Origin of the sequence: Burkholderia multivorans ATCC BAA-247 (assembly GCF_000959525.1) — a bacterium.
GTDB lineage: Bacteria > Pseudomonadota > Gammaproteobacteria > Burkholderiales > Burkholderiaceae > Burkholderia > Burkholderia multivorans.
In genome coordinates, this window is record NZ_CP009832.1 from 3295756 (window position 1) to 3317233 (window position 21478).

Here is a 21478-nt window from a genome sequence, read left to right on the forward strand (position 1 = left end):
TTGTGCTTTGCTTTTGCGCACGCCGCCGCGCGACGGGCGCCGACACCGTAGAATGTGGGCTTCCCGTCAGCTATGCATGGAGCCGGATCGCGCGCCGCCGCGCGCGCGTCCGATCGTCAGGAGACGCCCGATGTCCGCTACGCCTTCCCGCGCGCTGCGCCCCTTCCATCTCGCCTTTCCCGTATCGAGCCTCGCCGACGCGCGCGCGTTCTACGGCGGCCTGCTCGGCTGCCCGGAAGGCCGCAGCGCCGACCACTGGGTCGATTTCGATTTCTTCGGCCATCAACTCGTCGCACACCTCGCGCCCGACGAAACCGGCGCGAGCGCGGTGAACGCGGTCGACGGCGACGACGTGCCGGTGCGCCACTTCGGCGTCGTGCTGTCGATGGACGAATGGCACGCGCTCGCCGACCGGCTGCGCGCCGCACAGATCCGCTTCGTGATCGAGCCGCACGTGCGCTTCAAGGGCGAAGTCGGCGAGCAGGCGACGATGTTCTTCCTCGATCCGTGCGGCAACGCGCTCGAATTCAAGGCATTCGCCGACATCGGCCAGCTGTTCGCGAAGTGAGCGCATGAAGATCCTGTTCCATTCGCCGCACCAGGACGCCGCCGCCTGGCGCGACGCGTTCGCGCGCGTGCTGCCCGAGGCCGAACTGCGCGCGTGGCAGCCCGGCGATACGGCCGCGGCCGACTACGCGCTCGTATGGCGCGCACCGCCCGCGTTCTTCGCGCCGCGCGACGGACTGCGCGCGATCTTCAATCTCGGCGCGGGCGTCGACGCGCTGCTCGCGCTCGAACGCGCCCACCCCGGCACGCTGCCGCGGCACGTGCCGCTCGTGCGGCTCGAAGATTCGGGCATGGCGCAGCAGATGATCGAATACGTGACGCACGCGGTGCTGCGCTACCTGCGCCGTTTCGACGAATACGACGCCTTGCAGCGCGAGCGTCGCTGGCAGGTGCTCGACGCGCATCCGCGCGCGAGCTTCGTCGTCGCGGTGCTCGGCCTCGGCGTGCTCGGCACGCAGGTCGCACGCGCGCTCGCGGCGCTCGGCCTGCCGGTGCGCGGCTACAGCGGCAGCCCGAAACGCATCGACGGCATCGAGACATTCGCCGGCGACGACGCGCTCGACGCCTGCCTCGACGGCGCGAAGGTGCTCGTGAACCTGCTGCCGAGCACGCCGGCCACCGACGGCCTGCTGTGCGCGCGCACGTTCGCGCGGCTCGCGCCGGGCGCCTATCTGATCAACGTCGCGCGCGGCGCGCATCTCGTCGAAGCCGATCTGCTCGACGCGCTCGCGAGCGGCCGGATCGCCGCGGCGACGCTCGACGTGTTCCAGCACGAGCCGCTGCCCGCCGATCATCCGTTCTGGCAGACGCCGCGCATCACGATCACGCCGCACAGCTCGGCCGAGACGCTGCGCGACGAAGCCGTCGAGCAGATCGCCGCGAAGATCCGCGCCTTCGAGCGCGGCGAGCCGGTCGGCGGCATCGTCGACTACGCGCGCGGCTACTGACGCCCGCCATACCAAGCAACCAGGAGACAACCATGACGTTCCCCACCGCCGTCAAGATCGTCGAAGTCGGCCCGCGCGACGGGCTGCAGAACGAAAAGACCTTCGTGCCGACCGACGTGAAGATCGCGCTCGTCGACAAGCTGTCGCGCGCGGGCTTTCGCAACATCGAAGCCGCATCGTTCGTGTCGCCGAAATGGGTGCCGCAGATGGCCGACGGCGCCGACGTGATGGCCGGCATCGAGCGCCGCGCGGGCACCGTCTACTCGGTGCTCACGCCGAACCTGAAAGGCTTCGAGAACGCGCTCGCCGCGCGTGCCGACGAAGTCGTGATCTTCGGTGCGGCGAGCGAGGCGTTCTCGCAGCGGAACATCAACTGCAGCATCGCCGAGAGCATCGCGCGCTTCGAGCCCGTCGCGAAGGCCGCGAAGGACGCGGGCCTGCGGCTGCGCGGCAGCGTGTCGTGCGCGCTCGGCTGCCCGTACCAGGGCGAGGTGCCGGTCGCGTCGGTCGTCGACGTCGTCGAGCGCTTCGCGGCGCTCGGCTGCGACGAGATCGACATCGCCGACACGATCGGCGTCGGCACGCCGAAGCGCACGCGCGAAGTGCTCGACGCGGTCGCCCGCGTGTTCCCGCGCGAGCGGCTGTCGGGCCACTTCCACGATACGTACGGCCAGGCGCTCGCGAACATCTATGCGGCGCTGTTCGAAGGCATCGAGATCTTCCACGCGTCGGTCGCGGGGCTCGGCGGCTGCCCGTACGCGAAGGGCGCGACCGGCAACGTCGCGACCGAGGACGTGCTGTACCTGATGCAGGGCCTCGGCATCGACACCGGCATCGATCTCGCCCAGGTGGTCGCCGCCGGCGATTTCATCTCGAACGCGATCGGCCGCGCGAACGTGTCGCGCGCCGGGCGTGCGCTGCTCGCGAAAGCGCAGAGCGCGGCCGATGCGCCGAGCTGCGCCTGACCCCGACATTCGACGACTGGATGGATTCCTGAACATGACGACACCCGCTTCACTCGACACGCTTCCCGATTCCGCGCGCCGCGTCGCGCTGCTGCTGCGCGAGCGCGGCCACACGAAGGACATCGTGATGCTCGCCGAAACCGGCAAGACCTCCGCGGAGGCCGCCGCCGGCCTCGGCTGCTCGGTCGCGCAGATCGCGAAATCGATTCTGTTTCGCCGGCAGGCGGACGGCGCGCCGGTGCTCGTCGTCGCGAGCGGTGCGAACCGCGTCGACGAACGAAAGGTCGCCGCGCAGGTCGGCCCGGTCGGCCGCGCCGATGCGAAGTTCGTGCGCGACAACACCGGCTATGCGATCGGCGGCGTATGCCCGATCGGTCATCTGGTCGAACCGGTCACGCTGATCGATGCCGATCTGCTCGCGCTCGACAGCCTGTGGGCGGCCGCCGGCCATCCGCATGCGGTGTTCAACCTGTCGCCGCAGGAGCTCCTCGCGCTGACGGGCGCGCCGGTCGCGGACGTCGCGCTGCGGGACCCGGCATGAGCGACGCGCCGGTGCCGGTCGGCGTAGTCGGTTCGCCCTGCACGGACGTATGCCGCATCGATCCGCGCACCGACTGGTGCGCGGGCTGCCTGCGCACACGCGACGAGATCCGCGCATGGCGCAGCGCCGACGACGACGCGCGACGCGTGGTGCTCGCGCGGCTCGATGCGCGGCGGCGCATGCTTGCGCGAAGCGGCGAATAAAAAAAAAGCCGTTCAGCCTGCGGGCGAACGGCGTCGAGATCGGAATCCTGTGAACGTGATCAACGTCACAGCCGCGATGATACGAGCGACGCGCCGGCATCGCATCGGGTGTTTCCCTACAACTTCTTACAGCGCTGCCGCGCACGCGTGCGGGCACCGCGAACGGCCGTTCGCGCACGCTCGCGGCGCACGAAAAGCGTACGACCGTTTCAGTTGCCGGCGTGCGCGCGACGGCGCGTCGGCACGATGCGCCAGCCGAGATTGACGCCGGCCGCCGCGAGCAGGATCAGCAGCGCGCCGAACACTTGCGCCCATGCGAGCGTCTGGCCGAACGCGATTCGATCGACGACGATCGCGACGATCGGATAGACGAACGACAGCGCGCCCGTCATCGCGGTCGGCAGCTTCTGGATCGCGCCGTACAGCAGCACGTACATCACGCCGGTGTTCACGATCCCGAGCACGACGAGATCGGCCCACTGCGCGGGCGTCGCGGGCGGCGTGTCGAAGTGCGCGAACGGCGCGAGCAGCACGATCCCGAGCGCGACCTGCAATAGCGCGAGCAGATGCGGCGGCGTGCCCTTCAGGTGCTTCGTGATGATCGACGACACCGCGTACAGAAACGCCGCGCCGAGCGCGAGCGCGACGCCTTCGAGATATTCGCCCGGCACCGCGAGCACGGCCGGCTCGACACGCACGACGCACACGAGCCCGACGAAGGCGAGCGCGAGCCAGACGAGCGTCGACGCCGTGATCCGCTCGCGGAACACGATCGCGCCGAGCGCGACCAGCATGAACGGCTGCGTGTTGTAGACGGCCGTCGCCATCGAGATCGACGCACGCGAGTACGCGGCGAACAGCAGCAGCCAGTTGGCGACGATCGCGATGCTGCCGAGCGCCGTGAGGATGAGCATGCGCGGCGAAAACAGCGCGCGGCGCAACAGGCCGAGCGCCGCGCACACGATCGCGAGCGTCGCGGCGCCGAACACGCAGCGAAAGAACACGACGTTGGCGAGCGGCTGCTGCGACGACATCACGAGCCAGCCGATCGAGCCGGACATCACCATCGCGACGACCATCTCGGCGGCGCCGCGGCGGATTTCATTCGAGACCATCGTGATACTCCGTTAAGCGGAATCGGATGACTTCGATTCTAGGAACTTGCAATCGCGCCGGCCACGACTAAACTGAAGCGAATCCAACGATTCACCTTAGAAAGCAAAGCGATCATGCCGAAACGCCTTTCCCCTCCGGCCGTCGCGTCGCTCGACGCGATCGACCGCGCGATCGTTGCGGCGCTCGCCGACGACGCGCGCATCGCGACGAGCGAGCTCGCGCGCCAGATCGGGCTATCGGCCCCGGCCACGGCCGATCGCGTGCGGCGCCTCGAGGCACAGGGCGTGATCGCCGGCTTCACCGTCGAGCTCGATCCGCGCGCGCTCGGCTACACGCTGCAGGCGATCGTCCGCGTGAAGCCGCTGCCGGGCCAGCTGCATCTCGTCGAGGAACTGCTGCGGCGCATTCCCGAATTCGTCGAATGCGACAAGGTGACCGGCGACGACTGCTTCATCTGCCGCCTCTATCTGCGCACGATCGAGCACCTCGACGGCATTCTGTCGAAGGTCACCGAGCGTGCGGAGACGAGCACGGCGATCGTGAAGTCGACGCCCGTGCCGCGCCGTCTGCCGCCGCTCGTCGAAGAAGAGGAGTCGCACCGCTGACGTGCGGCGCGCGCCGCGCGGAAGCGAGCAGAACCGGCGCCTTAGACGGCCGGTTCGCGCGCCTCGAAGAACGCGAGCATCTCGTCGATCAGCGCGACGGGCGCTTCTTCCGGGATGTAGTGCCCGCAGTCGAGCGCGCGGCCGCTGACGTCGCGCGCGACGCGCCGCCATTCGTCGAGCGGCTCGAAGCAGCGCGCGACGACACCATTCGCGCCCCACAGCACACGCAGCGGGCACGCGATCTTGTTGCCGCGTTCGAGATCGGCACGGTCGTGCTCGAGATCGATCGTCGCCGAGGCGCGATAGTCCTCGCACATCGCGTGCACGGCGCCCGGCTGCGCGAGCGCCGTGCGGTACGCGTCGAGCGCATGCGGCGCGAACGGCGCGAGCCCGGCCGACCGGTTGCCCATCACACGCTCGATGTAGGCGTCGGTATGGCCTTCGATCAGCGTTTCGGGCAGCGGCTCGGGCTGGATCAGGAAAAACCAGTGGAAATACGCGGTCGCGAACGCGCGGTCGGTCTGCTCGTACATCGCGAGCGTCGGCGCGATGTCGAGCAGCATCATCCGCTCGACGGCGGACGGATGATCGAGCGCGAGCCGATGCGCGACACGCGCGCCGCGGTCGTGCGCGCAGACATGAAATTGCGTGAAGCCGAAATGGCGCATCACGGCGACCTGATCGGCGGCCATCGCGCGTTTCGAATACGGCGCATGCCGGGCGTCGCTCGGCGGCTTGCCGGACGCGCCGTAACCGCGCAGATCGGTGGCGATCACCGTAAAGTGATTCGCGAGCGTCGCGGCGACGCGATGCCAGATCACGTGAGTCTGCGGGTGACCGTGCAGCAGCAGAAGCGGCGGCCCCGCGCCTCCTTTGACACCGAAGATCTCGGTGTCCTGCACCGTCACGCGAAACGGTGCGAACGCGTCGAACGACATGGTCTGTTTCTCGTAGGTTCGTTATGGCGGCTATTGTAGGAGCGCCGGCCACCGCGAAGAGCGGCGCAGCAGCCAAAACACATAGAGACAGAGCACTCGTTCGAGCGCAGGCGCGTCGCACGTTTCGCCAAGCTGGCGTAAAATCGCACGACCGTTCGTATTACTCGCTGCGTACGGTGCCGTTCGCGATTACACTCGGAGCGCCGGCCACCATGCCTCACGCGCACGCCGACGCGCCGCCGGGTCGATATTGGAGACTTCCTATGGCATTGCCTGCCGTCCTGCAGAACCTGACGCTGCCCGTCATCGCGTCGCCGATGTTCATCGTCAGCTATCCCGAACTCGTGCTCGCGCAATGCAAGGCGGGCATCGTCGGTTCGTTTCCCGCACTGAACGCGCGCCCCGCCGAACTGCTCGACGAGTGGCTCACGCAGATCCAGTCGGAGCTCGCCGCGTACAAGTCGAGCCATCCCGACGCCGTCATCGGGCCGATCGCGGTCAACCAGATCGTGCATCAGTCGAACGTGCGGCTCGAGCACGACGTGCGCGTGTGCGTCGACCACAAGGTGCCGATCTTCATCACGAGCCTGCGCGCGCCGGCGCGCGAGATCGTCGACGCGGTGCACAGCTACGGCGGTATCGTGCTGCACGACGTGATCAATCTCCGCCATGCGCAAAAGGCGCTGGAAGCGGGCGTCGACGGGCTGATCCTCGTCGCGGCAGGTGCGGGCGGCCATGCGGGCACGACCTCGCCGTTCGCGCTGGTCGGCGAAGTGCGCAGGATCTTCGACGGCCCGATCGTGCTGTCGGGCGCGATCGCGAACGGCGGCTCGATTCTCGCCGCGCAGGCGATGGGCGCCGATCTCGCCTACATGGGCACGCGCTTCATCGCGACGCAGGAAGCGCATGCGGTCGAAGACTACAAGCGCGCGATCCTGAACGCGAAATCGTCGGACATCATCTACACGAACCTGTTTACCGGCGTGCACGGCAACTACATTCGCGAAAGCATCGAGAAGGCCGGACTCGATCCGGAGGCGCTGCCCGAATCCGACAAATCGAAGATGAATTTCGGCGGCGACAAAGCGAAGGCGTGGAAGGACATCTGGGGCGCCGGTCAGGGCGTCGGGCTGATGGACGACCTGCCGAGCGTCGGCGCGCTCGTCGAGCGGCTCAAGACCGAATACGACGCCGCGAAGGCGCGGCTCGGCGTGACGCGCTGACGTCGCTATCGCTGCTGAAGCGGCATGTGACGTTGCCGATCCGCGAATCGGTCGGACAAAAAAATCGCGGACCGTCTGCTGCACAGTCCGCGATTTTTTTATGTCGATGCGCAGCGGCGCGTTCAGCCCGTGCGCTTCATCCGCGACATCGGCAGCACGTGCGAGCGCGATTCGATCGACGGACACAGCGACTGCCCTTCGAAGCGCGCAGCAAGAAAATCGACGAACGAGCGCACCTTCGCCGATACGTGGCGACGGCTCGCATACACCGCATAGATCGGCAGCTCGCGCGGCGGTACCGCATCGACAAGCACGGGCATGAGCCGCCCCGCCTCGATGTCGTCGCCGACCACTTCGGTGCCGAGCAGCGCAATGCCGGCGCCGGCCAGCACGGCCGCGCGCAGGCCTTCGAGATGGTTGACGATCAGATTGCCGTTCAGCGCCACGCGCGACGCGGCGGCCGCGTCGTTCAGCATCGCGTCGAGCGTCGACGCGTTCGAGTCGCGCCGCAGGTAGTTGTGCCGCGCGAGATCCGCGAGCGTCTCGGGCGTCCCGTGCTTTTTCAGATACTCGGGCGACGCGACGAGCAGAATGTGCGCGGTCGCGATCTGGCGCGCCACGAGCGACGACGACTTCAGTCCGCTCGGCGCCGCGCGCACGGCGACGTCGTAGCCCTCGTCGATCAGTTCGACGACTCGATCGGACAACGTAATCTCGACCGTCACGTCCGGAAAGCGCTCCGCATAATCGGTGACGGCCTGCATCACGTGACGCAGGCCGAATGCGGACAGCGACGTCACGCGCAGCCGCCCTTGCGGCACCACGCTCGCGGCGCCGACGGCCTGTCCCGCTTCGTCGAGTTCGGACAGCGCCTGCACGAGGCGCTCGTAATATTCGCGTCCCGCCTCGGTGGGCGCGACGCGTCGCGTCGTACGATGCAGCAGCCGTGCGCCGAGCTGCTGCTCCAGGTGCATCACGTGCTTGCTCGCCATCGCCGCCGACATTTGCATGCGCTCCGCCGCGCCGACGAAGCTGCCCACTTCGACGACGTAGCGAAACACATTCATGCTGACGAGGGTATCCATCTAACTAGCTCGCAATTCCAGGTGATGATGCTATTGCGAGATAGGGTAACAAAGGCACGCGAAGCGAAAGGTCAAGAATGGCAAAACGGCGCCGCGATATCGCGGCGCCGTTTCGTGTCGGGCGCAAAGCGTGCGCGGCACGAGCGCCGCGCGCGACAGAGGGTCAGAACTTCGCGCGGATGCCGGCGCCGAACGTGTTGCCCGTCGACAGTCCGCTGATGTGATCGTTCATGTAGGCCGCGTAAATGTCCGTGCGCTTCGACAGCGGATAGTCGTAGCCGACCGCCCAGGTCTGACGCGTCTGGTCGAGCCCGCCGCCGTCGCGCGAATAAGCGTAGGACGCCATCGCGTTGCCGACGCCGATCGGCACCGACACGCCGCCTTGCGCGGTGTTCACGTGCCAGCTGCCCGCGACCTGGTCATTCTTCGTATACATGTACTGGCCGAACAGCTTGACGTACTTCAGATCGTAGGTCGCGCCGACGAGCGCGATGCCCTGGCTCTTCATGCCGGCGACGAGCGCGCTCAGGTCGCGCGGGCCGTTGTTGAAGTTCACGTACTGATAGACGGCCGTCGCCGCGAACGGGCCGTTCGCATAGTTGAACTGCGCGCTCCACTTCTTCGAGCCGTTGTCGCCGGCCTGATTGCCGAGCGCGTACATCGCGCCGAAATTCAGTCCACCGAACGACGGCGACGTGTACGACACCGCGTTGTTCCAGCCCGAATCGCCGACCGCGCCCTGATCGCTCGGATAGGTCGGGAACGTGCCGAGGCCGAGGAACACGTGGTACACCATCGGCGAGAACGTGTACGAGTCGTAGAACGGGTTGAACAGGATCGTCGAGAGGAACAGGTGCGTGGTCAGGCGACCGGCCGTCACCGTGCCGTACGGCGAACTGATGCCGACGTACGCGTTGCGCGCGAAGAACGTGTCGCCGGTGAAGCGGCCGTACTGGCCGTTCTGCGCGCGGAAGAAGCTTTCGAGCGTGAAGATCGCCTTGTAGCCGCCGCCGAGATCCTCGGCGCCGTGCATCCCCCAGTACGACGTCGACATCCCGCCGCCGCTCACGTTCCATGCGCGGTCGCCGCCGGGGAACTTCGTCGCACCGATCCATTCGTCGACCTGACCGTAGAGCGACACGCTCGATTGCGCATGGGCGGGCGCGGCAGCGGCCACACAGGCGGCCGCTGCAATCAGCTTGACGGACGTGCGCGACGCACGGCGGGCGAATGCTTTCATGGGATCTCCAGGTTTTGTCGATGTATCGATAAGTGGCGCGAGCGTTGTTATCGGAGCCGATGCTTGCGTCGTGTGGGGCGCAGCCATCTTTACGGATCATTTGTCCGGTCAAAATTGCGCGCACTTATTGCGGGTATAGCGGCGTGATTAACTTCGCGAAGGCGATACGTGGCCGGCGCTCGCGGCGCGGCCCCGCGCGGGGCGCGCGCACGACGGGACGGCGGCGCTTCGCGCGCGTGCCGGGCGCGAAAGATAGCGCAATGCGACGGGAAAATCAGCGGAAATGTGCGCGCGACTGTGGCGAATTCGCATCAGCCGGCTTCGGAGGGCCGAACGCGGGCGCGTTCAGTTGCGGTAGAACGGCGAGAAAAACGGCGAGTGTGCGGGTTCTTCCTGCGACCGCGGCGGCGGCATCGGGCGGCCGCCGCGCTCCTCGTTGTAGCGCGCGACGTCGGCGCGGATCGAGCCCGCGCGCAGCGGCATGTTGCCGGCGCCGGACGGACGCGTCATCTGGCGCACCTCGGCGCTGATCGGCCGATACGGGCTTTGCGCCGCGTAATGGCCGTACGACGGCGTCGGACGCAAGCCCCAACGCGAACCGCCCGCGCGGACGCCGGGGCCCGGCGCACGCGCGAGCGGCGTCGCACGACGCCACACCGGCGCGCCGCCGGCCGGCTGGCCGTACGCGTGCATGTCGCCGCCGCCGAAGCCGTGGCTGCCGTGCGGCGGCTGCGCGAGCGCGAGCGGCATCAGCAGCGCGCCCAGCGCGCCGGCCACCCATCGTGCGATGTTGCGTTTCAACCGTTCCGTCATCGTTCAGTGCCTGTTCACGCTCGCCGCCGTTGGTTGCGCGGCCGACGCGAGCCTTTCAGCAGTAATTTATGAGCCGGCGAAAAACGTGTCGAGCCAAAAAGTGTTAGGCCCCGGGCATCGGTGTAACACCATGTTACTGCTAGGTTTTTTCGCGCCGGAGCACATCGCCGACGATGCTTTTGGACGACGTTTCGCCGCGCCGCCGAGCGTGCTCTGTCAATGCCTACGATTCATCAATCGATTCACACAATGAATTTGTGTATTGAATCGACTATCGCGAAAATATCGCCAGTCGCGCGCAGCGCGCGGCCGCCCTGCGCTGCCCGTTCGCCGCGCATCCGCCGTTTCAGATCGAGATTCCGATGGCCCGTCACCGTTTTCTTCCCGACAACTTCACGCTCGCGCTCATCGGCACCGTCGTGCTCGCGAGCCTGCTGCCGTGCCGCGGCCCGGCCGCCCATGCGTTCAACTGGGCGACCAATATCGCGGTCGGCCTGCTGTTCTTCCTGCACGGCGCGAAACTGTCGCGCGAAGCGGTGATCGCCGGTGCGACGCACTGGCGGCTGCACGCGGTCGTGCTGCTCAGCACGTTCGCGCTGTTTCCGCTGCTCGGCCTCGCGCTGAAGCCCGTGCTGCAGCCGCTCGTCACGCCGACGCTGTATGCGGGCGTGCTGTTTCTCTGCACGCTGCCGTCGACGGTGCAATCGTCGATCGCGTTCACGTCGATCGCGAAGGGCAACGTGCCGGCGGCGGTGTGCGCGGCGTCCGCGTCGAGCCTGCTCGGCATTTTCGTGACGCCCGCGCTGGTCGGGCTGATGATCACGTCGCAATCGGCGGCGGCGGCTTCGCCGTGGAGTACGGTCGGCAGCATCGTGATGCAGCTGCTCGTGCCCTTCATCGCCGGCCAGCTGCTACGGCCCGTGATCGGCGGCTGGATCGATCGCAACCGCGGCGTGCTGCGCTTCGTCGACCAGGGCTCGATCCTGCTCGTCGTCTACGTCGCGTTCAGCGAGGCCGTGAATCAGGGGCTCTGGCACCAGATTCCGGCGCACGCGCTCGCCGGCCTCGTCGCGGTGAACCTCGTGTTGCTCGCGATCGCGCTGCTGCTGACGGCGTTCGTCAGCAAGCGGCTCGGGTTCAATCGCGCCGATCAGATCACGATCATCTTCTGCGGATCGAAGAAGAGCCTCGCGGCCGGCGTGCCGATGGCGAAGGTGATCTTCTCGGCGCAGGCGGTCGGCGCGATCGTGCTGCCGCTGATGCTGTTCCACCAGATTCAGCTGATGGCGTGTGCGGCGCTCGCGCAGCGCTGGGGCGCGCGCGACATGAGCGGCGAGCGCGACGAGGGCGACGCGAGCGCTGCGCCCCGCACGCTGAGCGCGGGCAAGCGCTGACGCGACTGGTGCCGCTCATGAGGTGCGCGACCTGAGGCCCACGGCCGGCGCGCGGCACGATGCACCAACATCGCGCATCGCGTCACACAATCTTCATTCAATTCTGCGCGCGCGCTGCCGTTAAGTCGTGGGTCCCGTCGCTTCGGCCGCCACGCTCATGCCCGCGCCCCCTCCCGCTCCCGCTGCCGCCGGCAGCACCTCGCGCCTGATCGCGGATCGCGCGCTCGCCGCCGTGTTCCAGCCGATCGTCGACCTCGGGTCCGGAACCGTCATCGGCTACGAGGGGCTGATCCGCGGGCCGCACGGCACCGAGCTCGAGCCGCCTGCCGCGTTGTTCGCGCAGGCCGCGCGCGAGGGCGAGACGCTCGCGCTCGAACAGGCGGCCGCGCTCACCTGCCTCGACGCGTTCGCGGCGCTCGGCTGCGACGGCAAGCTGTTCCTCAATTTCAGCGCCGGCACGATCCTGCAACTCGCGCGCGAACGCGAGCGTGCCCGCATGCTGCTCGGGCGCGCGCGGGTCGGCGCCGAGCGCATCGTGATCGAGTTGACCGAGCAGAACGCGACGACCGACGTCGCGCATATCGTGCCGGCGATCGCGTCGCTGCGCGATGCGGGCATCCAGCTCGCACTCGACGACTACGGCACCGCGAACGCGAGCATGAACCTCTGGCTGCGCCTGCACCCGGACGTCGTGAAGATCGACCGCTTCTTCATCCACGACATCGCGCGCGACCCGCTCAAGTTCGAAGCCGTGAAGGCGATGCAGCATTTCGCGCATGCGAGCGGCGCGAAACTGATCGCGGAAGGCATCGAGAACGAATGCGACCTGATCGTCGTGCGCGACATGGGCATCTGCTGCGTGCAGGGCTTCCTGCTCGGCCGCCCGAATGCGCGGCCTTCGCGCGTCGTCGCGCCCGCCGCGCGCGACGCGATCCGCACGCCGCACATCGCCGTGTTCCCCGGTGCGACACGCATCGCGCGGCCGGCCGGCACGATCGCCTCGAAGATGCTCGTGCCGGCGCCGGCGCTGCCGCGCGACGCGACCAGCAACGACGTGCTGGACTTGTTCAACCGGATGCCCGACCTGCACGCGGTCGCGCTCGTCGAGCGCGGGCGGCCCGTCGCGCTGGTCAACCGCCGCGGCTTCATCGACCGCTTCGCGCTGCCGTACCACCGCGAGGTGTTCGGCAAGAAGCCGTGCCTGCAGTTCGCGAACGACGCGCCGCTGATGATCGAGAACTCGACGACCTTCGAGCAGCTCGCGATGCTGCTCGCGAGCCATGACCAGCGCTATCTGGCGGACGGCTTCGTGATCACCGAGCACGGCCGCTACGTCGGGCTCGGCACCGGCGAAAGCCTCGTGCGCGCGGTGACCGAGATGCGCATCGAGGCCGCACGCTATGCGAACCCGCTGACGTTCCTGCCCGGCAACATCCCGATCAGCGCGCACATCGATCGCCTGCTCGCACGCGACGCCGGCTTTCACGCGTGCTACGTCGACCTGAACCAGTTCAAGCCCTTCAACGACCAGTACGGCTACTGGCAAGGCGACGAGGTGCTGAAGTTCGCCGCGACGGTGCTGGCCGGCGTCTGCGATCCGCAGCGCGACTTTCTCGGGCACGTCGGCGGCGACGATTTCCTCGTGCTGTTTCAGCGCGACGACTGGCGGTCGCGCGCGCTCGCCGCGATCGAGCGCTTCAATCAGGGCGCGCAGCTGTTCTATACGCAGGCCGACCGGCAGGCAGGCGGCCTGCGCGGCGAGGATCGCCACGGCAACCCTGCGTTCTTCGGTTTCGTGACGATGGCGATCGGCGCGGTCAGCGTACCGGCCGGCGCACACGGCGCGAAGCGCTATGGCAGCGACGAAATCGCGTCGGTCGCCGCGCTCGCGAAGCGGCGCGCGAAACAACAGCCGGGCGGACTGGCGGTGGTCGACCTCGATGTGGGCCGCGCGGCGCTGCGGGAGCGCGGCGAGCCGCCCGGCGCGAGCGCGGGCTGAACCGCGCGGGGCGAGGGCTCGGGTACGTGTCGGCCTGGCGCCTGCGGCGTTGCCGGCTTGTCTGGCGGCGCCCCGGATTGCGCGACGCAGGCGACCTTCGGGCCATCGCGCCTTCGCGCGCCGCCAGCCCGCGTCGGCGTGCTCGGGCCCGTTCCAGCCCGCTCTGGGCCATGCTCGCGCCTGCCCCGGCATGCTTCTACCTGCTCAAGGCAGCTCTCGCCTGCTCCGGTCTGCTCCGGTCTGCTCCGGTCTGCTCCGACCTGCTCCGGTCTGCTCCGACCTGCTCTGCCCAGCTGCGGCCCAGTTCAGCCCGCCCCGCTCCCAGCACGCTTCCGGCGCACCACGCCCGCCCGCGGCCCCATCCAGCGTGCCGTCACTCGTTCACCTTGCCTTTTTCGCGCTTTGTTTAGTATTTTTAGTAACGTCGTTTTCACTGATTAGCACGCTAAAAGCTGTTATCTGCGGGTATTCCCCGGTTATCCGACCCGCTTTCACAAACGGGTTTTACTATACAATCGCCGTCAACCTAAACATTCCGGAACCCGAACGATGGGCACCACCATTCGCGACGTGGCGCGGGCGGCAGAGGTTTCGATCGGCACCGTGTCGCGCGCGCTGAAGAACCAGCCGGGCCTGTCCGAAACGACGCGCGCGCGGATCGTCGAGATCGCGCAGCGGCTCGGCTACGACCACGCGCAACTGCGGCCGCGCATCCGCCGGCTCACGTTCCTGCTGCATCGGCAGCACAACCGCTTTCCGGCGAGCCCGTTCTTCTCGCACGTGCTGCACGGCGTCGAGGACGCCTGCCGCGAGCGCGGCATCGTGCCGACGCTGCTGACGGTCGGCCCGAACGACGACGTGCTGCGCCAGATGCGTCCGCACGCGCCCGACGCGATCGCGGTCGCGGGCTTCATCGAACCGGAAACGATCGAGGCGCTCGCCGCGACGGGCCGCCCGCTCGTGCTGATCGACCTGTGGGCGCCGGGCCTGCGTTCGGTGAACATCGACAACGCGACGGGCGCCGCGCTCGCGATGCGCCATCTGCTCGCAACGGGCCGTTCGCGGATCGCCTTCATCGGCGGCTCGCCCGCGCACTACAGCATCGCGCAGCGCGCGATCGGCTATCGCCGCGCATTCTTCGAGGCCGGCCGACTGTTCGATCCCGCGTACGAAGTGACGATCGACGCAGGGCTCGATCCCGACACCGGCGCCACGCGCGCGATGCAGCAACTGCTCGATGCGCCGGGCCCGCGGCCCGACGCGGTGTTCGCGTACAACGACGCGGCCGCGCTGGCCGCCCAGCGCGTGTGCCTCGCCCGCGGCCTGCGGATTCCCGACGACATCGCGATCGTCGGCTTCGACGACATTCCCGCCGCCGCGCACGCGAACCCGCCGCTGACGACGCTCGCGGTCGACAAGGAAGCGCTCGGCCGCCGCGGCGTCGAACTGCTGCTCGCCGAGTCGCCCGAACACACCGAGATCTCGCTGCCCGTCGAGCTGATCGTGCGGGCCAGCAGCCAGTCCGCCGGCTCGCCGGCCCTCGATACCGCCACGGTCACCGAATCATGAACATGCCTCCGGTCCAGTCCTGCCCCACCACGCCGGCCGCCCATGCGCAGCCGGCGCCGTTCGTCGCCAACTTCCGCGATCCGTCGTTCCTGCTGTCGCACGTCGAGGACACGCTGCGCTTCTACGCGCCGAACGTACTCGATCCGACCGGCGGCTTCTACCATTACTTCCGCGACGACGGCAGCGTCTATAACCGCACGTCGCGCCACCTCGTGAGCAGCTGCCGGTTCGTGTTCAACTACGCGATGGCGTACCGGCATTTCGGCGATCCGCGCCATCTCGACTACGCGCGCCACGGGCTGCGCTTCCTGCGCGACGCACACTGGGACGAACAGCTGCAGGGCTACGACTGGGAGCTCGAGTGGCGCGACGGCGCGAAGCGCGCGACGCTCGACGGCACGCGCCACTGCTACGGGCTCGCGTTCGTGCTGCTCGCGGCCGCGCATGCGACGATGGCCGGCATCGAGGAAGCACGCCCGCTGATCGCCGCGACCTACGAGCTCGCCGAGCACCGCTTCTGGGATCCCGCCGCGGGCCTCTATGCCGACGATGCGACGCCGAACTGGATCGTGTCGACGTATCGCGGCCAGAACGCGAACATGCACATGACCGAAGCGCTGCTCGCTGCGTACGAAGCGACCGGCCACCTGACGTATCTCGATCGCGCGGAAAAGGTCGCGACGAACATCACGCAACGCCAGGCCGCGCTCGCCGGCGGGCTCGTCTGGGAGCACTACCACGCGGACTGGTCGGTCGACTGGGACTACAACAAGGAAGACAGCTCGAACATCTTCCGTCCGTGGGGCTTCCAGCCGGGCCACCAGACCGAATGGGCGAAGCTGCTGCTGATCCTCGAACGGCACCGTCCGCTCGACTGGCTCGTGCCGCGCGCGGCCGAACTGTTCGACGCCGCGCTCACGCACGCCTGGGACACCGACCACGGCGGCCTCTGCTACGGCTTCGGCCCCGACTTCACGATCTGCGACCACAACAAGTATTTCTGGGTGCAGGCCGAAACCTTCGCGGCCGCCGCGATGCTCGGCGCGCGCACCGGCGCCGAGCGCTTCTGGGACTGGTACGACGAGATCTGGCGCTACAGCTGGGCGCATTTCGTCGATCACCGCTACGGCGCGTGGTACCGGATCCTCACCTGCGACAACCGCAAGTACAGCGACGAGAAAAGCCCGGCCGGGAAAACCGACTATCACACGATGGGCGCGTGCTACGACGTGCTCGCGACCCTCGCGCGCACGGCGCGCAGCGAGCAAGCGCAATGAGCGGCGGCACGTTTCCGGCTTTCGTGTCGGCAGGCGACATCCTGACCGACATGGTGCGCGCAGGCGACGCGCAATGGACCTCGGTGCCGGGCGGCGCCGGCTGGAACGTCGCGCGCGCGGTCGCGCGGCTCGGCGTGCCGAGTGCGCTCGCGGGCGCGATCGGCGAAGACTGCTTTTCTGACGTGCTGTGGCACACGAGCGAAGCGGCCGGCCTCGATCTGCGCTTCCTGCAGCGCGTCGCGCGGCCGCCGCTGCTCGCGATCGTCCACGAGACGCGGCCGCCCGCGTACTTCTTCATCGGCGAAGCGAGCGCGGATCTCGCGTTCGACCCGGCGCGTCTGCCGGCCGGCTGGGCCGAGCACGTGCAATGGGCGCATTTCGGCTGCATCAGCCTCGTGCGCGAACCGCTCGCGGGCACGCTCGTCGCACTCGCGGCCGATCTCCATGCGCGCGGCGTGAAGATCAGCTTCGATCCGAACGTGCGCAACCTGATGACGGCCGCGTACCGGCCGACGCTCGAGAAAATGGCCGGCCTCGCCGATCTGATCAAGGTGTCCGACGAGGATCTGCGGCATCTGTTCGGCAGCGATGGCGACAACGCGATCGAGGCAGTGCGCGCGCTGAATCCGCGCGCGGCCGTGCTGGTCACGCGCGGCGCGCAGCCCGCGACGCTCTATGCGGACGGCGAACGCTACGACGCGCGGCCGCCGCGCGTCGAGGTCGCGGACACCGTCGGCGCGGGCGACGCGTCGATCGGCGGGATGCTGTTCAGCCTGATGGCGGCGCCGCAGCGGTCGTGGCGCGAACATCTGACCTTCGCGCTCGCTGCCGGTGCGGCCGCGTGCCGGCACACGGGCGCGCATGCGCCGACGCTCGACGAAGTCGTCGCCCTGCTCGAACGCTGAACGCGCGTCGATCGATCGGCCGCCGATACACCGCGCTGGACATGCTGCGCCGCAGTGCTACGATGAAGCGTCCTTTTGCGGGAGAGGCATCATGGACACGAACACGTTCACGAAGGGCATCTACACGGCGAAGGCGCACACGCGCAAGGCGGACGGCGGCCAGTTCGAGGGCTACGTGATCCTCACGCGCGACGAAGGCGATACGCCGGACAACACGGTCTACGAGGTCGGCGCGACGAGCTCGAGCGAGGAAGAGGCGTTCGAGGAAGCGAAGGCGCTCGCTCACCGGATACTCGGCGAGATCGAGCTGTAAGGGCAAGGGCCGCCCGTCGCGGCCCGTCCGACGCGGCGTGCGGCAGCACGCGCGTCCGCTATCGCGTCAAAGCAGACGCGCGAGCGTCGACACGAGCATCGTCACGACCAGCGTCGACATGAACGGGAACGGATAGCGCCGGCCGCCGAGCGTCAGCGTGACGTCGCCGGGCAGGCGGCCGATGCCGAGCTTGCCGAGCCACGGCCAGCAGCGCGTCAGGATCATCACCGCGACGAACGACGCCATCAGCCAGCGCAGCATGCGGCCTCCGTCACAGCGCGTGCGAGCGGTCGCCGCGCACGAATGCGTCGAGCGTGCCGTCGATGCCGCGCGAGAACGCGATCACCTTGAACAGCTCGCCCATCTCCGCCTCCGAAATCAGCTTCTGCACCGCGTTCGCGGCCGGCAAAAACTGCGTGACGTCGGACGGATCGATCGCGGCGAGCGCGTCGGTGATGCCGGCATTCAGCAGAAAGCGCGCCTGGGACGTGTAGCCGAGCAGGTCCGCGCCGGCGGCGATGCCGGCCTCGTAGATGCCGGTGAATTCGACGTGCGCGGTGATGTCCTGCAGCCCCGGATACAGGAACGGATCGTCGTGTGCGTGGTGCCGGTAGTGGCACATCAGCGTGCCGCGGTCGCGCTGCGGATGGTAGTACTCGTGCGCCGGGAACCCGTAGTCGATCAGCAGCACCGCGCCGCGCGCGAGCATCGTGCAGACCGTGCGCGTGAACGCGAGCGCGGCCTCGTGCGTCTCGGTCACGTAGCCGTCGTCGACGTCGAGGCCCGCGAGCGCCGGCGGCACGTCGGCCGGCGCGACCGCGCGATCGTCGAACACGAACGCGTGCTGCGCGTCGAGCGCGACGCCGCGCTCGCGCCAGGCGCCGCCGGCCTTCGCGAACAGCCGCACCGGCATCGCGTCGAGCACTTCGTTGCCGATCACGACGCCCTCGAACCGCTCGGGCAACGCATCGAGCCAGCGGACCTTCGCGGCCAGCGCCGGCGCGGCCGCCGCGATCGTGTCGCGCTGGCGCGCGCGCAGCTCGCCGGACAGGTCGACGATCAGGTACTCGTCCAGTGTCGCGCCGAGCGCATCGAGCGCCGCGAGCAGGCCGGCCGCGAGCTTGCCGGTGCCGGCGCCGAATTCCATCACGCGCGGCGTGCCGCTCGCCGCGAGCGCGTCGGCGACCGGCTGCGCGAGCGTCTGCGCGAACAGCGGCGACAGTTCGGGCGCGGTGACGAAGTCGCTGCCGTCGTCCGCGCGGCGGCCGAACTTGCGCGCGCCGCCGCTGTAATAGCCGAGGCCCGGCGCGTACAGCGCGCGCTCCATGAAGCGGGAGAACGGCAGCCAGCCGCCGGCCGCCGCGATCTCGGCGCGCAGTTGCGCGGCGAGCGTTTCGGACTGCGCGAGCGCATCGGGGCCGGGAGCAGGTAAACTAGCGGGTTCGTGAGCTTTCGGGTTCATCCCGGCATTGTAAATGACCGTTTCAGCCGATACGCCGGCCGCGCGCGTAGCGCTCGTCGCCGGCGCGTTCGACCGCCGCGCCGATCCCGTGCCGCTCGGGCGCGCGCTCGCTGCGGCGTTCGCGCGGCGCGGCTGGGACGTCGCGCTGCAGTGCGGCCCCGGCGCCGCGCGCGCAGACGCCGACGCGGCCGCCGCCGACGCCGCGGCGCTCGGCCGTCGCGCCGCCGTGCTCGACGCCGATCTGGCCCTGGAGGGCGATGCCGCGACGCTGATCGCCGCATGCGGCGCTACGCTCGGCCGGCCCGCATGCGCGGTATTCGTCACCGCGTGCGCCGGTGCGGACGATGCGCAGACGATCGACGGCGCGACGCTCGCCGCCGCGCTCGCGCGCAACGTGACGGCGCCGCTCGCGCTGGCACGCGCGCTCGCCGACGCGACGCCCGACGCCGCGCGCGACGACGAAGCGCTGCGCGCATGCGCGATCCACGTGCTGGATCAGGCACTGTTTCACCCGGCGCCCGCGCAGCTGTCGCATGCGCTGATGCAGGCCGCGCTGAGCCGCGCGACGTCGGCACTCGCGCTCGCGCTCGCGCCGAAGGTGCGCGTCGCGGCGCTGGTGCGCGGCCGCGCGCCGCATGCGGACGACATCGCGGCGGCCGCCTGCTATCTCGCGAACGCGCCCGGCGTGACGGGCGCGACGCTGACCGTCGACGGCGGCGAGCACCTCGTGCCGCCGGCGGACGGCCCGAATGAATGAACCGCGCGGGCGTGCGGCATCGCGCCGCCGCCCGCGCCGCTTTGCGTGTGCGCACGCCAATTTGACTGGGACGACCATGTTTTCCGCTCTCCTGCACCCCCGCCTCGCGGATTGCCGCAGGCTCTACCTGCGCGACTACGAGGTGCACATCAACATCGGGGCCTTCGAACACGAGAAGCGCGGCGAGCAGCGCGTCGTCATCAACGTCGACCTGTTCGTGCCGCTCGCGCGTTCGACGCCGGTGGACGACCGGCTGCACGAAGTCGTCGACTACGACCTGATGAAGCAGAGCGTCGCGCAGTGCGTGGCGCGCGGCCACATCCATCTGCAGGAAACGCTGTGTGACGCGATCGCCGCGCACCTGCTGGCGCACGACGCCGTGCGCGCGGTACGCGTCTGTACCGAGAAACCGGACGCCTATCCGGACTGCGACGCCGTCGGCGTCGAAGTCTTTCGCATCAAGGACGAGGAGCGAGCATGAACGCCCCCCAAACGAACGACACGGCGGCCGACGTCGCCACCATCGAAGCAAGCGCCGCCGAAGTCGGCCGCCGCGCACTGACGCGCCGCGAGCAGAAGGAAGCGTACGAGAACAACAAGCTGTTCAAGCGGATCGTGCGCCAGGTCGGCCAGGCGATCGGCGACTACAACATGATCGAGGACGGCGACAAGGTGATGGTGTGCCTGTCGGGCGGCAAGGACAGCTATGCGATGCTCGACATCCTGCTGCGCCTGCGCGAGCGTGCGCCGATCGACTTCGACATCGTCGCGGTGAACCTCGACCAGAAGCAGCCGGGCTTTCCCGAGCACGTGCTGCCCGAGTACCTGACGCAGATCGGCGTGCCGTTCCATATCGAGAACCAGGATACCTACAGCATCGTCAAGCGGCTCGTGCCGGAAGGCAAGACGACCTGCTCGCTGTGCTCGCGGCTGCGCCGCGGGATCCTGTACCGCGTCGCCGGCGAGCTCGGCGCGACCAAGATCGCGCTCGGCCATCACCGCGACGACATCGTGCAGACGCTGCTGCTCAACATGTTCTACGGCGGCAAGCTGAAGGGGATGCCGCCGAAGCTGCAGTCCGACGACGGCAAGAACGTCGTGATCCGGCCGCTCGCCTACGTGAAGGAAACCGACCTCGAGAAATACGCGGAGCTGCGCGAATTCCCGATCATTCCGTGCAATCTGTGCGGCAGCCAGCCGAACCTGAAGCGCGCGGAAATGAAGGCGCTGATCCGCGAATGGGACAAGCGCTTCCCCGGCCGCGTCGACAACATGTTCAACGCGCTCGCGAACGTCGTGCCGTCGCATCTGATGGATACGACGCTGTTCCCGTTCGCGTCGCTGCGCGCGACCGGCCAGGCCGACCCGCAGGGCGACATCGCGTTCGACGAGGAACCGTGCGCGAGCGGCGACGAGACAGCCGCGCCGGGCGGCGCGAAACCGATCTCGATCGTCCAGTTCGACGACCTCTAAGACAGGGCCGGAACGCCCGCCGGATCAGGGTTCCGCCGCCCCGTTCCGGCCCCGTTCGAACGTGGCGCAACGCCCGGAGCGACGGG

23 protein-coding genes are annotated in these 21478 nt (G+C 68.7%); 16 read left to right on the forward strand and 7 right to left on the reverse strand.

Translation table 11 applies throughout. The annotated features are described in order from the left end of the window. The first annotated feature begins 130 nt into the window (after positions 1-130). The 5 genes from NP80_RS27750 to NP80_RS27770 are packed head-to-tail and all read left to right on the forward strand — an operon-like array spanning position 131 to position 3223. Positions 131-568, forward strand: coding sequence for a VOC family protein (locus NP80_RS27750; RefSeq protein ID WP_006407139.1), 438 nt, complete (start codon positions 131-133; stop codon positions 566-568). 4 nt (positions 569-572) lie between these two features. Further along, on the forward strand, positions 573-1514 hold the full coding sequence (locus NP80_RS27755; RefSeq protein ID WP_006410431.1) for a 2-hydroxyacid dehydrogenase: 942 nt from the start codon (positions 573-575) through the stop codon (positions 1512-1514). A 32-nt stretch (positions 1515-1546) separates the two neighbouring features. After that, positions 1547-2479 carry a hydroxymethylglutaryl-CoA lyase gene (locus NP80_RS27760; protein WP_006410433.1) on the forward strand — a complete coding sequence of 311 codons (933 nt, stop codon included), beginning with the start codon at positions 1547-1549 and terminating at the stop codon, positions 2477-2479. Between the two features lie 34 nt (positions 2480-2513). Next, a complete protein-coding gene (locus NP80_RS27765) occupies positions 2514-3020 on the forward strand; it encodes a YbaK/EbsC family protein (RefSeq protein WP_006398069.1) in 507 nt (168 codons plus the stop codon). After that, positions 3017-3223, forward strand: coding sequence for a DUF1289 domain-containing protein (locus NP80_RS27770; protein ID WP_006398068.1), 207 nt, complete (start codon positions 3017-3019; stop codon positions 3221-3223). Before NP80_RS27765 ends, NP80_RS27770 begins: the two co-directional genes overlap by 4 nt. Positions 3224-3432: 209 nt before the next feature. Here NP80_RS27770 and NP80_RS27775 read toward each other — a convergent pair whose 3' ends face one another. Beyond that, positions 3433-4338: a DMT family transporter gene (locus NP80_RS27775; protein ID WP_006407143.1), complete on the reverse strand. Its 906-nt coding sequence runs from the start codon at positions 4336-4338 to the stop codon at positions 3433-3435. 114 nt (positions 4339-4452) lie between these two features. On the opposite strand from NP80_RS27775, the gene NP80_RS27780 reads away from it, so the two are divergent. Continuing rightward, positions 4453-4944 (forward strand): Lrp/AsnC family transcriptional regulator, encoded by a 492-nt coding sequence (locus NP80_RS27780; protein WP_006407144.1) that lies wholly within the window; start codon positions 4453-4455, stop codon positions 4942-4944. Positions 4945-4985: 41 nt separating this feature from the next. On the opposite strand, the gene NP80_RS27785 is transcribed toward NP80_RS27780, so the two are convergent. Next, the gene (locus tag NP80_RS27785; RefSeq protein ID WP_006407145.1) at positions 4986-5882 is read right to left on the reverse strand and encodes an alpha/beta fold hydrolase; all 897 of its coding nucleotides are present in this window, start codon (positions 5880-5882) and stop codon (positions 4986-4988) included. Between the two features lie 263 nt (positions 5883-6145). Between NP80_RS27785 and NP80_RS27790 the strand changes: the two genes are divergently transcribed. Beyond that, complete coding sequence (locus NP80_RS27790; protein WP_006410436.1) at positions 6146-7105, forward strand: NAD(P)H-dependent flavin oxidoreductase; 960 nt, start codon at positions 6146-6148, stop codon at positions 7103-7105. 122 nt (positions 7106-7227) lie between these two features. Here NP80_RS27790 and NP80_RS27795 read toward each other — a convergent pair whose 3' ends face one another. The 3 genes from NP80_RS27795 to NP80_RS27805 all read right to left on the reverse strand — a co-directional run bounded on the left by NP80_RS27795 (position 7228) and on the right by NP80_RS27805 (position 10243). After that, positions 7228-8190: a LysR family transcriptional regulator gene (locus NP80_RS27795; protein WP_006410047.1), complete on the reverse strand. Its 963-nt coding sequence runs from the start codon at positions 8188-8190 to the stop codon at positions 7228-7230. Between the two features lie 163 nt (positions 8191-8353). Beyond that, complete coding sequence (locus NP80_RS27800) at positions 8354-9430, reverse strand: porin (RefSeq protein WP_006407148.1); 1077 nt, start codon at positions 9428-9430, stop codon at positions 8354-8356. Positions 9431-9775: 345 nt separating this feature from the next. Beyond that, positions 9776-10243: a hypothetical protein gene (locus NP80_RS27805; protein ID WP_035488809.1), complete on the reverse strand. Its 468-nt coding sequence runs from the start codon at positions 10241-10243 to the stop codon at positions 9776-9778. Positions 10244-10605: 362 nt separating this feature from the next. Between NP80_RS27805 and NP80_RS27810 the strand changes: the two genes are divergently transcribed. The 6 genes from NP80_RS27810 to NP80_RS27835 all read left to right on the forward strand — a co-directional run bounded on the left by NP80_RS27810 (position 10606) and on the right by NP80_RS27835 (position 17700). Continuing rightward, positions 10606-11637, forward strand: a complete 1032-nt coding sequence (locus tag NP80_RS27810) for a bile acid:sodium symporter family protein (protein WP_006407152.1) — start codon at positions 10606-10608, stop codon at positions 11635-11637. A gap of 157 nt (positions 11638-11794) precedes the next feature. Next, on the forward strand, positions 11795-13636 hold the full coding sequence (locus NP80_RS27815) for an EAL domain-containing protein (RefSeq protein WP_045594370.1): 1842 nt from the start codon (positions 11795-11797) through the stop codon (positions 13634-13636). A 549-nt stretch (positions 13637-14185) separates the two neighbouring features. Beyond that, on the forward strand, positions 14186-15205 hold the full coding sequence (locus NP80_RS27820) for a LacI family DNA-binding transcriptional regulator (protein WP_006398052.1): 1020 nt from the start codon (positions 14186-14188) through the stop codon (positions 15203-15205). Continuing rightward, positions 15202-16482, forward strand: coding sequence for an AGE family epimerase/isomerase (locus NP80_RS27825; RefSeq protein WP_006409151.1), 1281 nt, complete (start codon positions 15202-15204; stop codon positions 16480-16482). The genes NP80_RS27820 and NP80_RS27825 overlap by 4 nt, the downstream gene beginning before the upstream one ends. Continuing rightward, positions 16479-17387: a carbohydrate kinase family protein gene (locus NP80_RS27830; RefSeq protein WP_006409152.1), complete on the forward strand. Its 909-nt coding sequence runs from the start codon at positions 16479-16481 to the stop codon at positions 17385-17387. Before NP80_RS27825 ends, NP80_RS27830 begins: the two co-directional genes overlap by 4 nt. 91 nt (positions 17388-17478) lie before the next feature. Continuing rightward, positions 17479-17700 (forward strand): hypothetical protein, encoded by a 222-nt coding sequence (locus tag NP80_RS27835; protein WP_006398049.1) that lies wholly within the window; start codon positions 17479-17481, stop codon positions 17698-17700. 66 nt (positions 17701-17766) lie between these two features. On the opposite strand, the gene NP80_RS27840 is transcribed toward NP80_RS27835, so the two are convergent. Together NP80_RS27840 and NP80_RS27845 are read right to left on the reverse strand one after the other, a co-directional pair. Continuing rightward, positions 17767-17961: a DUF2905 domain-containing protein gene (locus NP80_RS27840; protein WP_006398048.1), complete on the reverse strand. Its 195-nt coding sequence runs from the start codon at positions 17959-17961 to the stop codon at positions 17767-17769. A 10-nt stretch (positions 17962-17971) separates the two neighbouring features. After that, positions 17972-19162 (reverse strand): class I SAM-dependent methyltransferase, encoded by a 1191-nt coding sequence (locus tag NP80_RS27845; RefSeq protein ID WP_035945967.1) that lies wholly within the window; start codon positions 19160-19162, stop codon positions 17972-17974. A 13-nt stretch (positions 19163-19175) separates the two neighbouring features. Here NP80_RS27845 and NP80_RS27850 point away from each other — a divergent pair, with 13 nt between their 5' ends. The 3 genes from NP80_RS27850 (at position 19176) to ttcA (ending at position 21392) form a co-directional block, all read left to right on the forward strand. Beyond that, the gene (locus tag NP80_RS27850; RefSeq protein WP_045594294.1) at positions 19176-19919 is read left to right on the forward strand and encodes a Rossmann fold domain-containing protein; all 744 of its coding nucleotides are present in this window, start codon (positions 19176-19178) and stop codon (positions 19917-19919) included. A gap of 76 nt (positions 19920-19995) precedes the next feature. Further along, a complete protein-coding gene (locus tag NP80_RS27855) occupies positions 19996-20400 on the forward strand; it encodes a dihydroneopterin aldolase (RefSeq protein WP_006407992.1) in 405 nt (134 codons plus the stop codon). Further along, complete coding sequence (gene ttcA, locus NP80_RS27860; RefSeq protein ID WP_006407993.1) at positions 20397-21392, forward strand: tRNA 2-thiocytidine(32) synthetase TtcA; 996 nt, start codon at positions 20397-20399, stop codon at positions 21390-21392. The genes NP80_RS27855 and ttcA overlap by 4 nt, the downstream gene beginning before the upstream one ends. Positions 21393-21478 lie beyond the last annotated feature (86 nt).

What these genes read in the sequence shown, in the direction of transcription:
- NP80_RS27750 (WP_006407139.1), top strand. Translation starts at nt 131, where the DNA reads ATGTCCGCTACGCCTTCCCGCGCGCTGCGCCCCTTCCATCTCGCCTTT.
- NP80_RS27755 (WP_006410431.1), top strand. Translation starts at nt 573, where the DNA reads ATGAAGATCCTGTTCCATTCGCCGCACCAGGACGCCGCCGCCTGGCGC.
- NP80_RS27760 (WP_006410433.1), top strand. Translation starts at nt 1,547, where the DNA reads ATGACGTTCCCCACCGCCGTCAAGATCGTCGAAGTCGGCCCGCGCGAC.
- NP80_RS27765 (WP_006398069.1), top strand. Translation starts at nt 2,514, where the DNA reads ATGACGACACCCGCTTCACTCGACACGCTTCCCGATTCCGCGCGCCGC.
- NP80_RS27770 (WP_006398068.1), top strand. Translation starts at nt 3,017, where the DNA reads ATGAGCGACGCGCCGGTGCCGGTCGGCGTAGTCGGTTCGCCCTGCACG.
- NP80_RS27775 (WP_006407143.1), bottom strand. Translation starts at nt 4,338, where the DNA reads ATGGTCTCGAATGAAATCCGCCGCGGCGCCGCCGAGATGGTCGTCGCG.
- NP80_RS27780 (WP_006407144.1), top strand. Translation starts at nt 4,453, where the DNA reads ATGCCGAAACGCCTTTCCCCTCCGGCCGTCGCGTCGCTCGACGCGATC.
- NP80_RS27785 (WP_006407145.1), bottom strand. Translation starts at nt 5,882, where the DNA reads ATGTCGTTCGACGCGTTCGCACCGTTTCGCGTGACGGTGCAGGACACC.
- NP80_RS27790 (WP_006410436.1), top strand. Translation starts at nt 6,146, where the DNA reads ATGGCATTGCCTGCCGTCCTGCAGAACCTGACGCTGCCCGTCATCGCG.
- NP80_RS27795 (WP_006410047.1), bottom strand. Translation starts at nt 8,190, where the DNA reads ATGGATACCCTCGTCAGCATGAATGTGTTTCGCTACGTCGTCGAAGTG.
- NP80_RS27800 (WP_006407148.1), bottom strand. Translation starts at nt 9,430, where the DNA reads ATGAAAGCATTCGCCCGCCGTGCGTCGCGCACGTCCGTCAAGCTGATT.
- NP80_RS27805 (WP_035488809.1), bottom strand. Translation starts at nt 10,243, where the DNA reads ATGACGGAACGGTTGAAACGCAACATCGCACGATGGGTGGCCGGCGCG.
- NP80_RS27810 (WP_006407152.1), top strand. Translation starts at nt 10,606, where the DNA reads ATGGCCCGTCACCGTTTTCTTCCCGACAACTTCACGCTCGCGCTCATC.
- NP80_RS27815 (WP_045594370.1), top strand. Translation starts at nt 11,795, where the DNA reads ATGCCCGCGCCCCCTCCCGCTCCCGCTGCCGCCGGCAGCACCTCGCGC.
- NP80_RS27820 (WP_006398052.1), top strand. Translation starts at nt 14,186, where the DNA reads ATGGGCACCACCATTCGCGACGTGGCGCGGGCGGCAGAGGTTTCGATC.
- NP80_RS27825 (WP_006409151.1), top strand. Translation starts at nt 15,202, where the DNA reads ATGAACATGCCTCCGGTCCAGTCCTGCCCCACCACGCCGGCCGCCCAT.
- NP80_RS27830 (WP_006409152.1), top strand. Translation starts at nt 16,479, where the DNA reads ATGAGCGGCGGCACGTTTCCGGCTTTCGTGTCGGCAGGCGACATCCTG.
- NP80_RS27835 (WP_006398049.1), top strand. Translation starts at nt 17,479, where the DNA reads ATGGACACGAACACGTTCACGAAGGGCATCTACACGGCGAAGGCGCAC.
- NP80_RS27840 (WP_006398048.1), bottom strand. Translation starts at nt 17,961, where the DNA reads ATGCTGCGCTGGCTGATGGCGTCGTTCGTCGCGGTGATGATCCTGACG.
- NP80_RS27845 (WP_035945967.1), bottom strand. Translation starts at nt 19,162, where the DNA reads ATGAACCCGAAAGCTCACGAACCCGCTAGTTTACCTGCTCCCGGCCCC.
- NP80_RS27850 (WP_045594294.1), top strand. Translation starts at nt 19,176, where the DNA reads ATGACCGTTTCAGCCGATACGCCGGCCGCGCGCGTAGCGCTCGTCGCC.
- NP80_RS27855 (WP_006407992.1), top strand. Translation starts at nt 19,996, where the DNA reads ATGTTTTCCGCTCTCCTGCACCCCCGCCTCGCGGATTGCCGCAGGCTC.
- ttcA (WP_006407993.1), top strand. Translation starts at nt 20,397, where the DNA reads ATGAACGCCCCCCAAACGAACGACACGGCGGCCGACGTCGCCACCATC.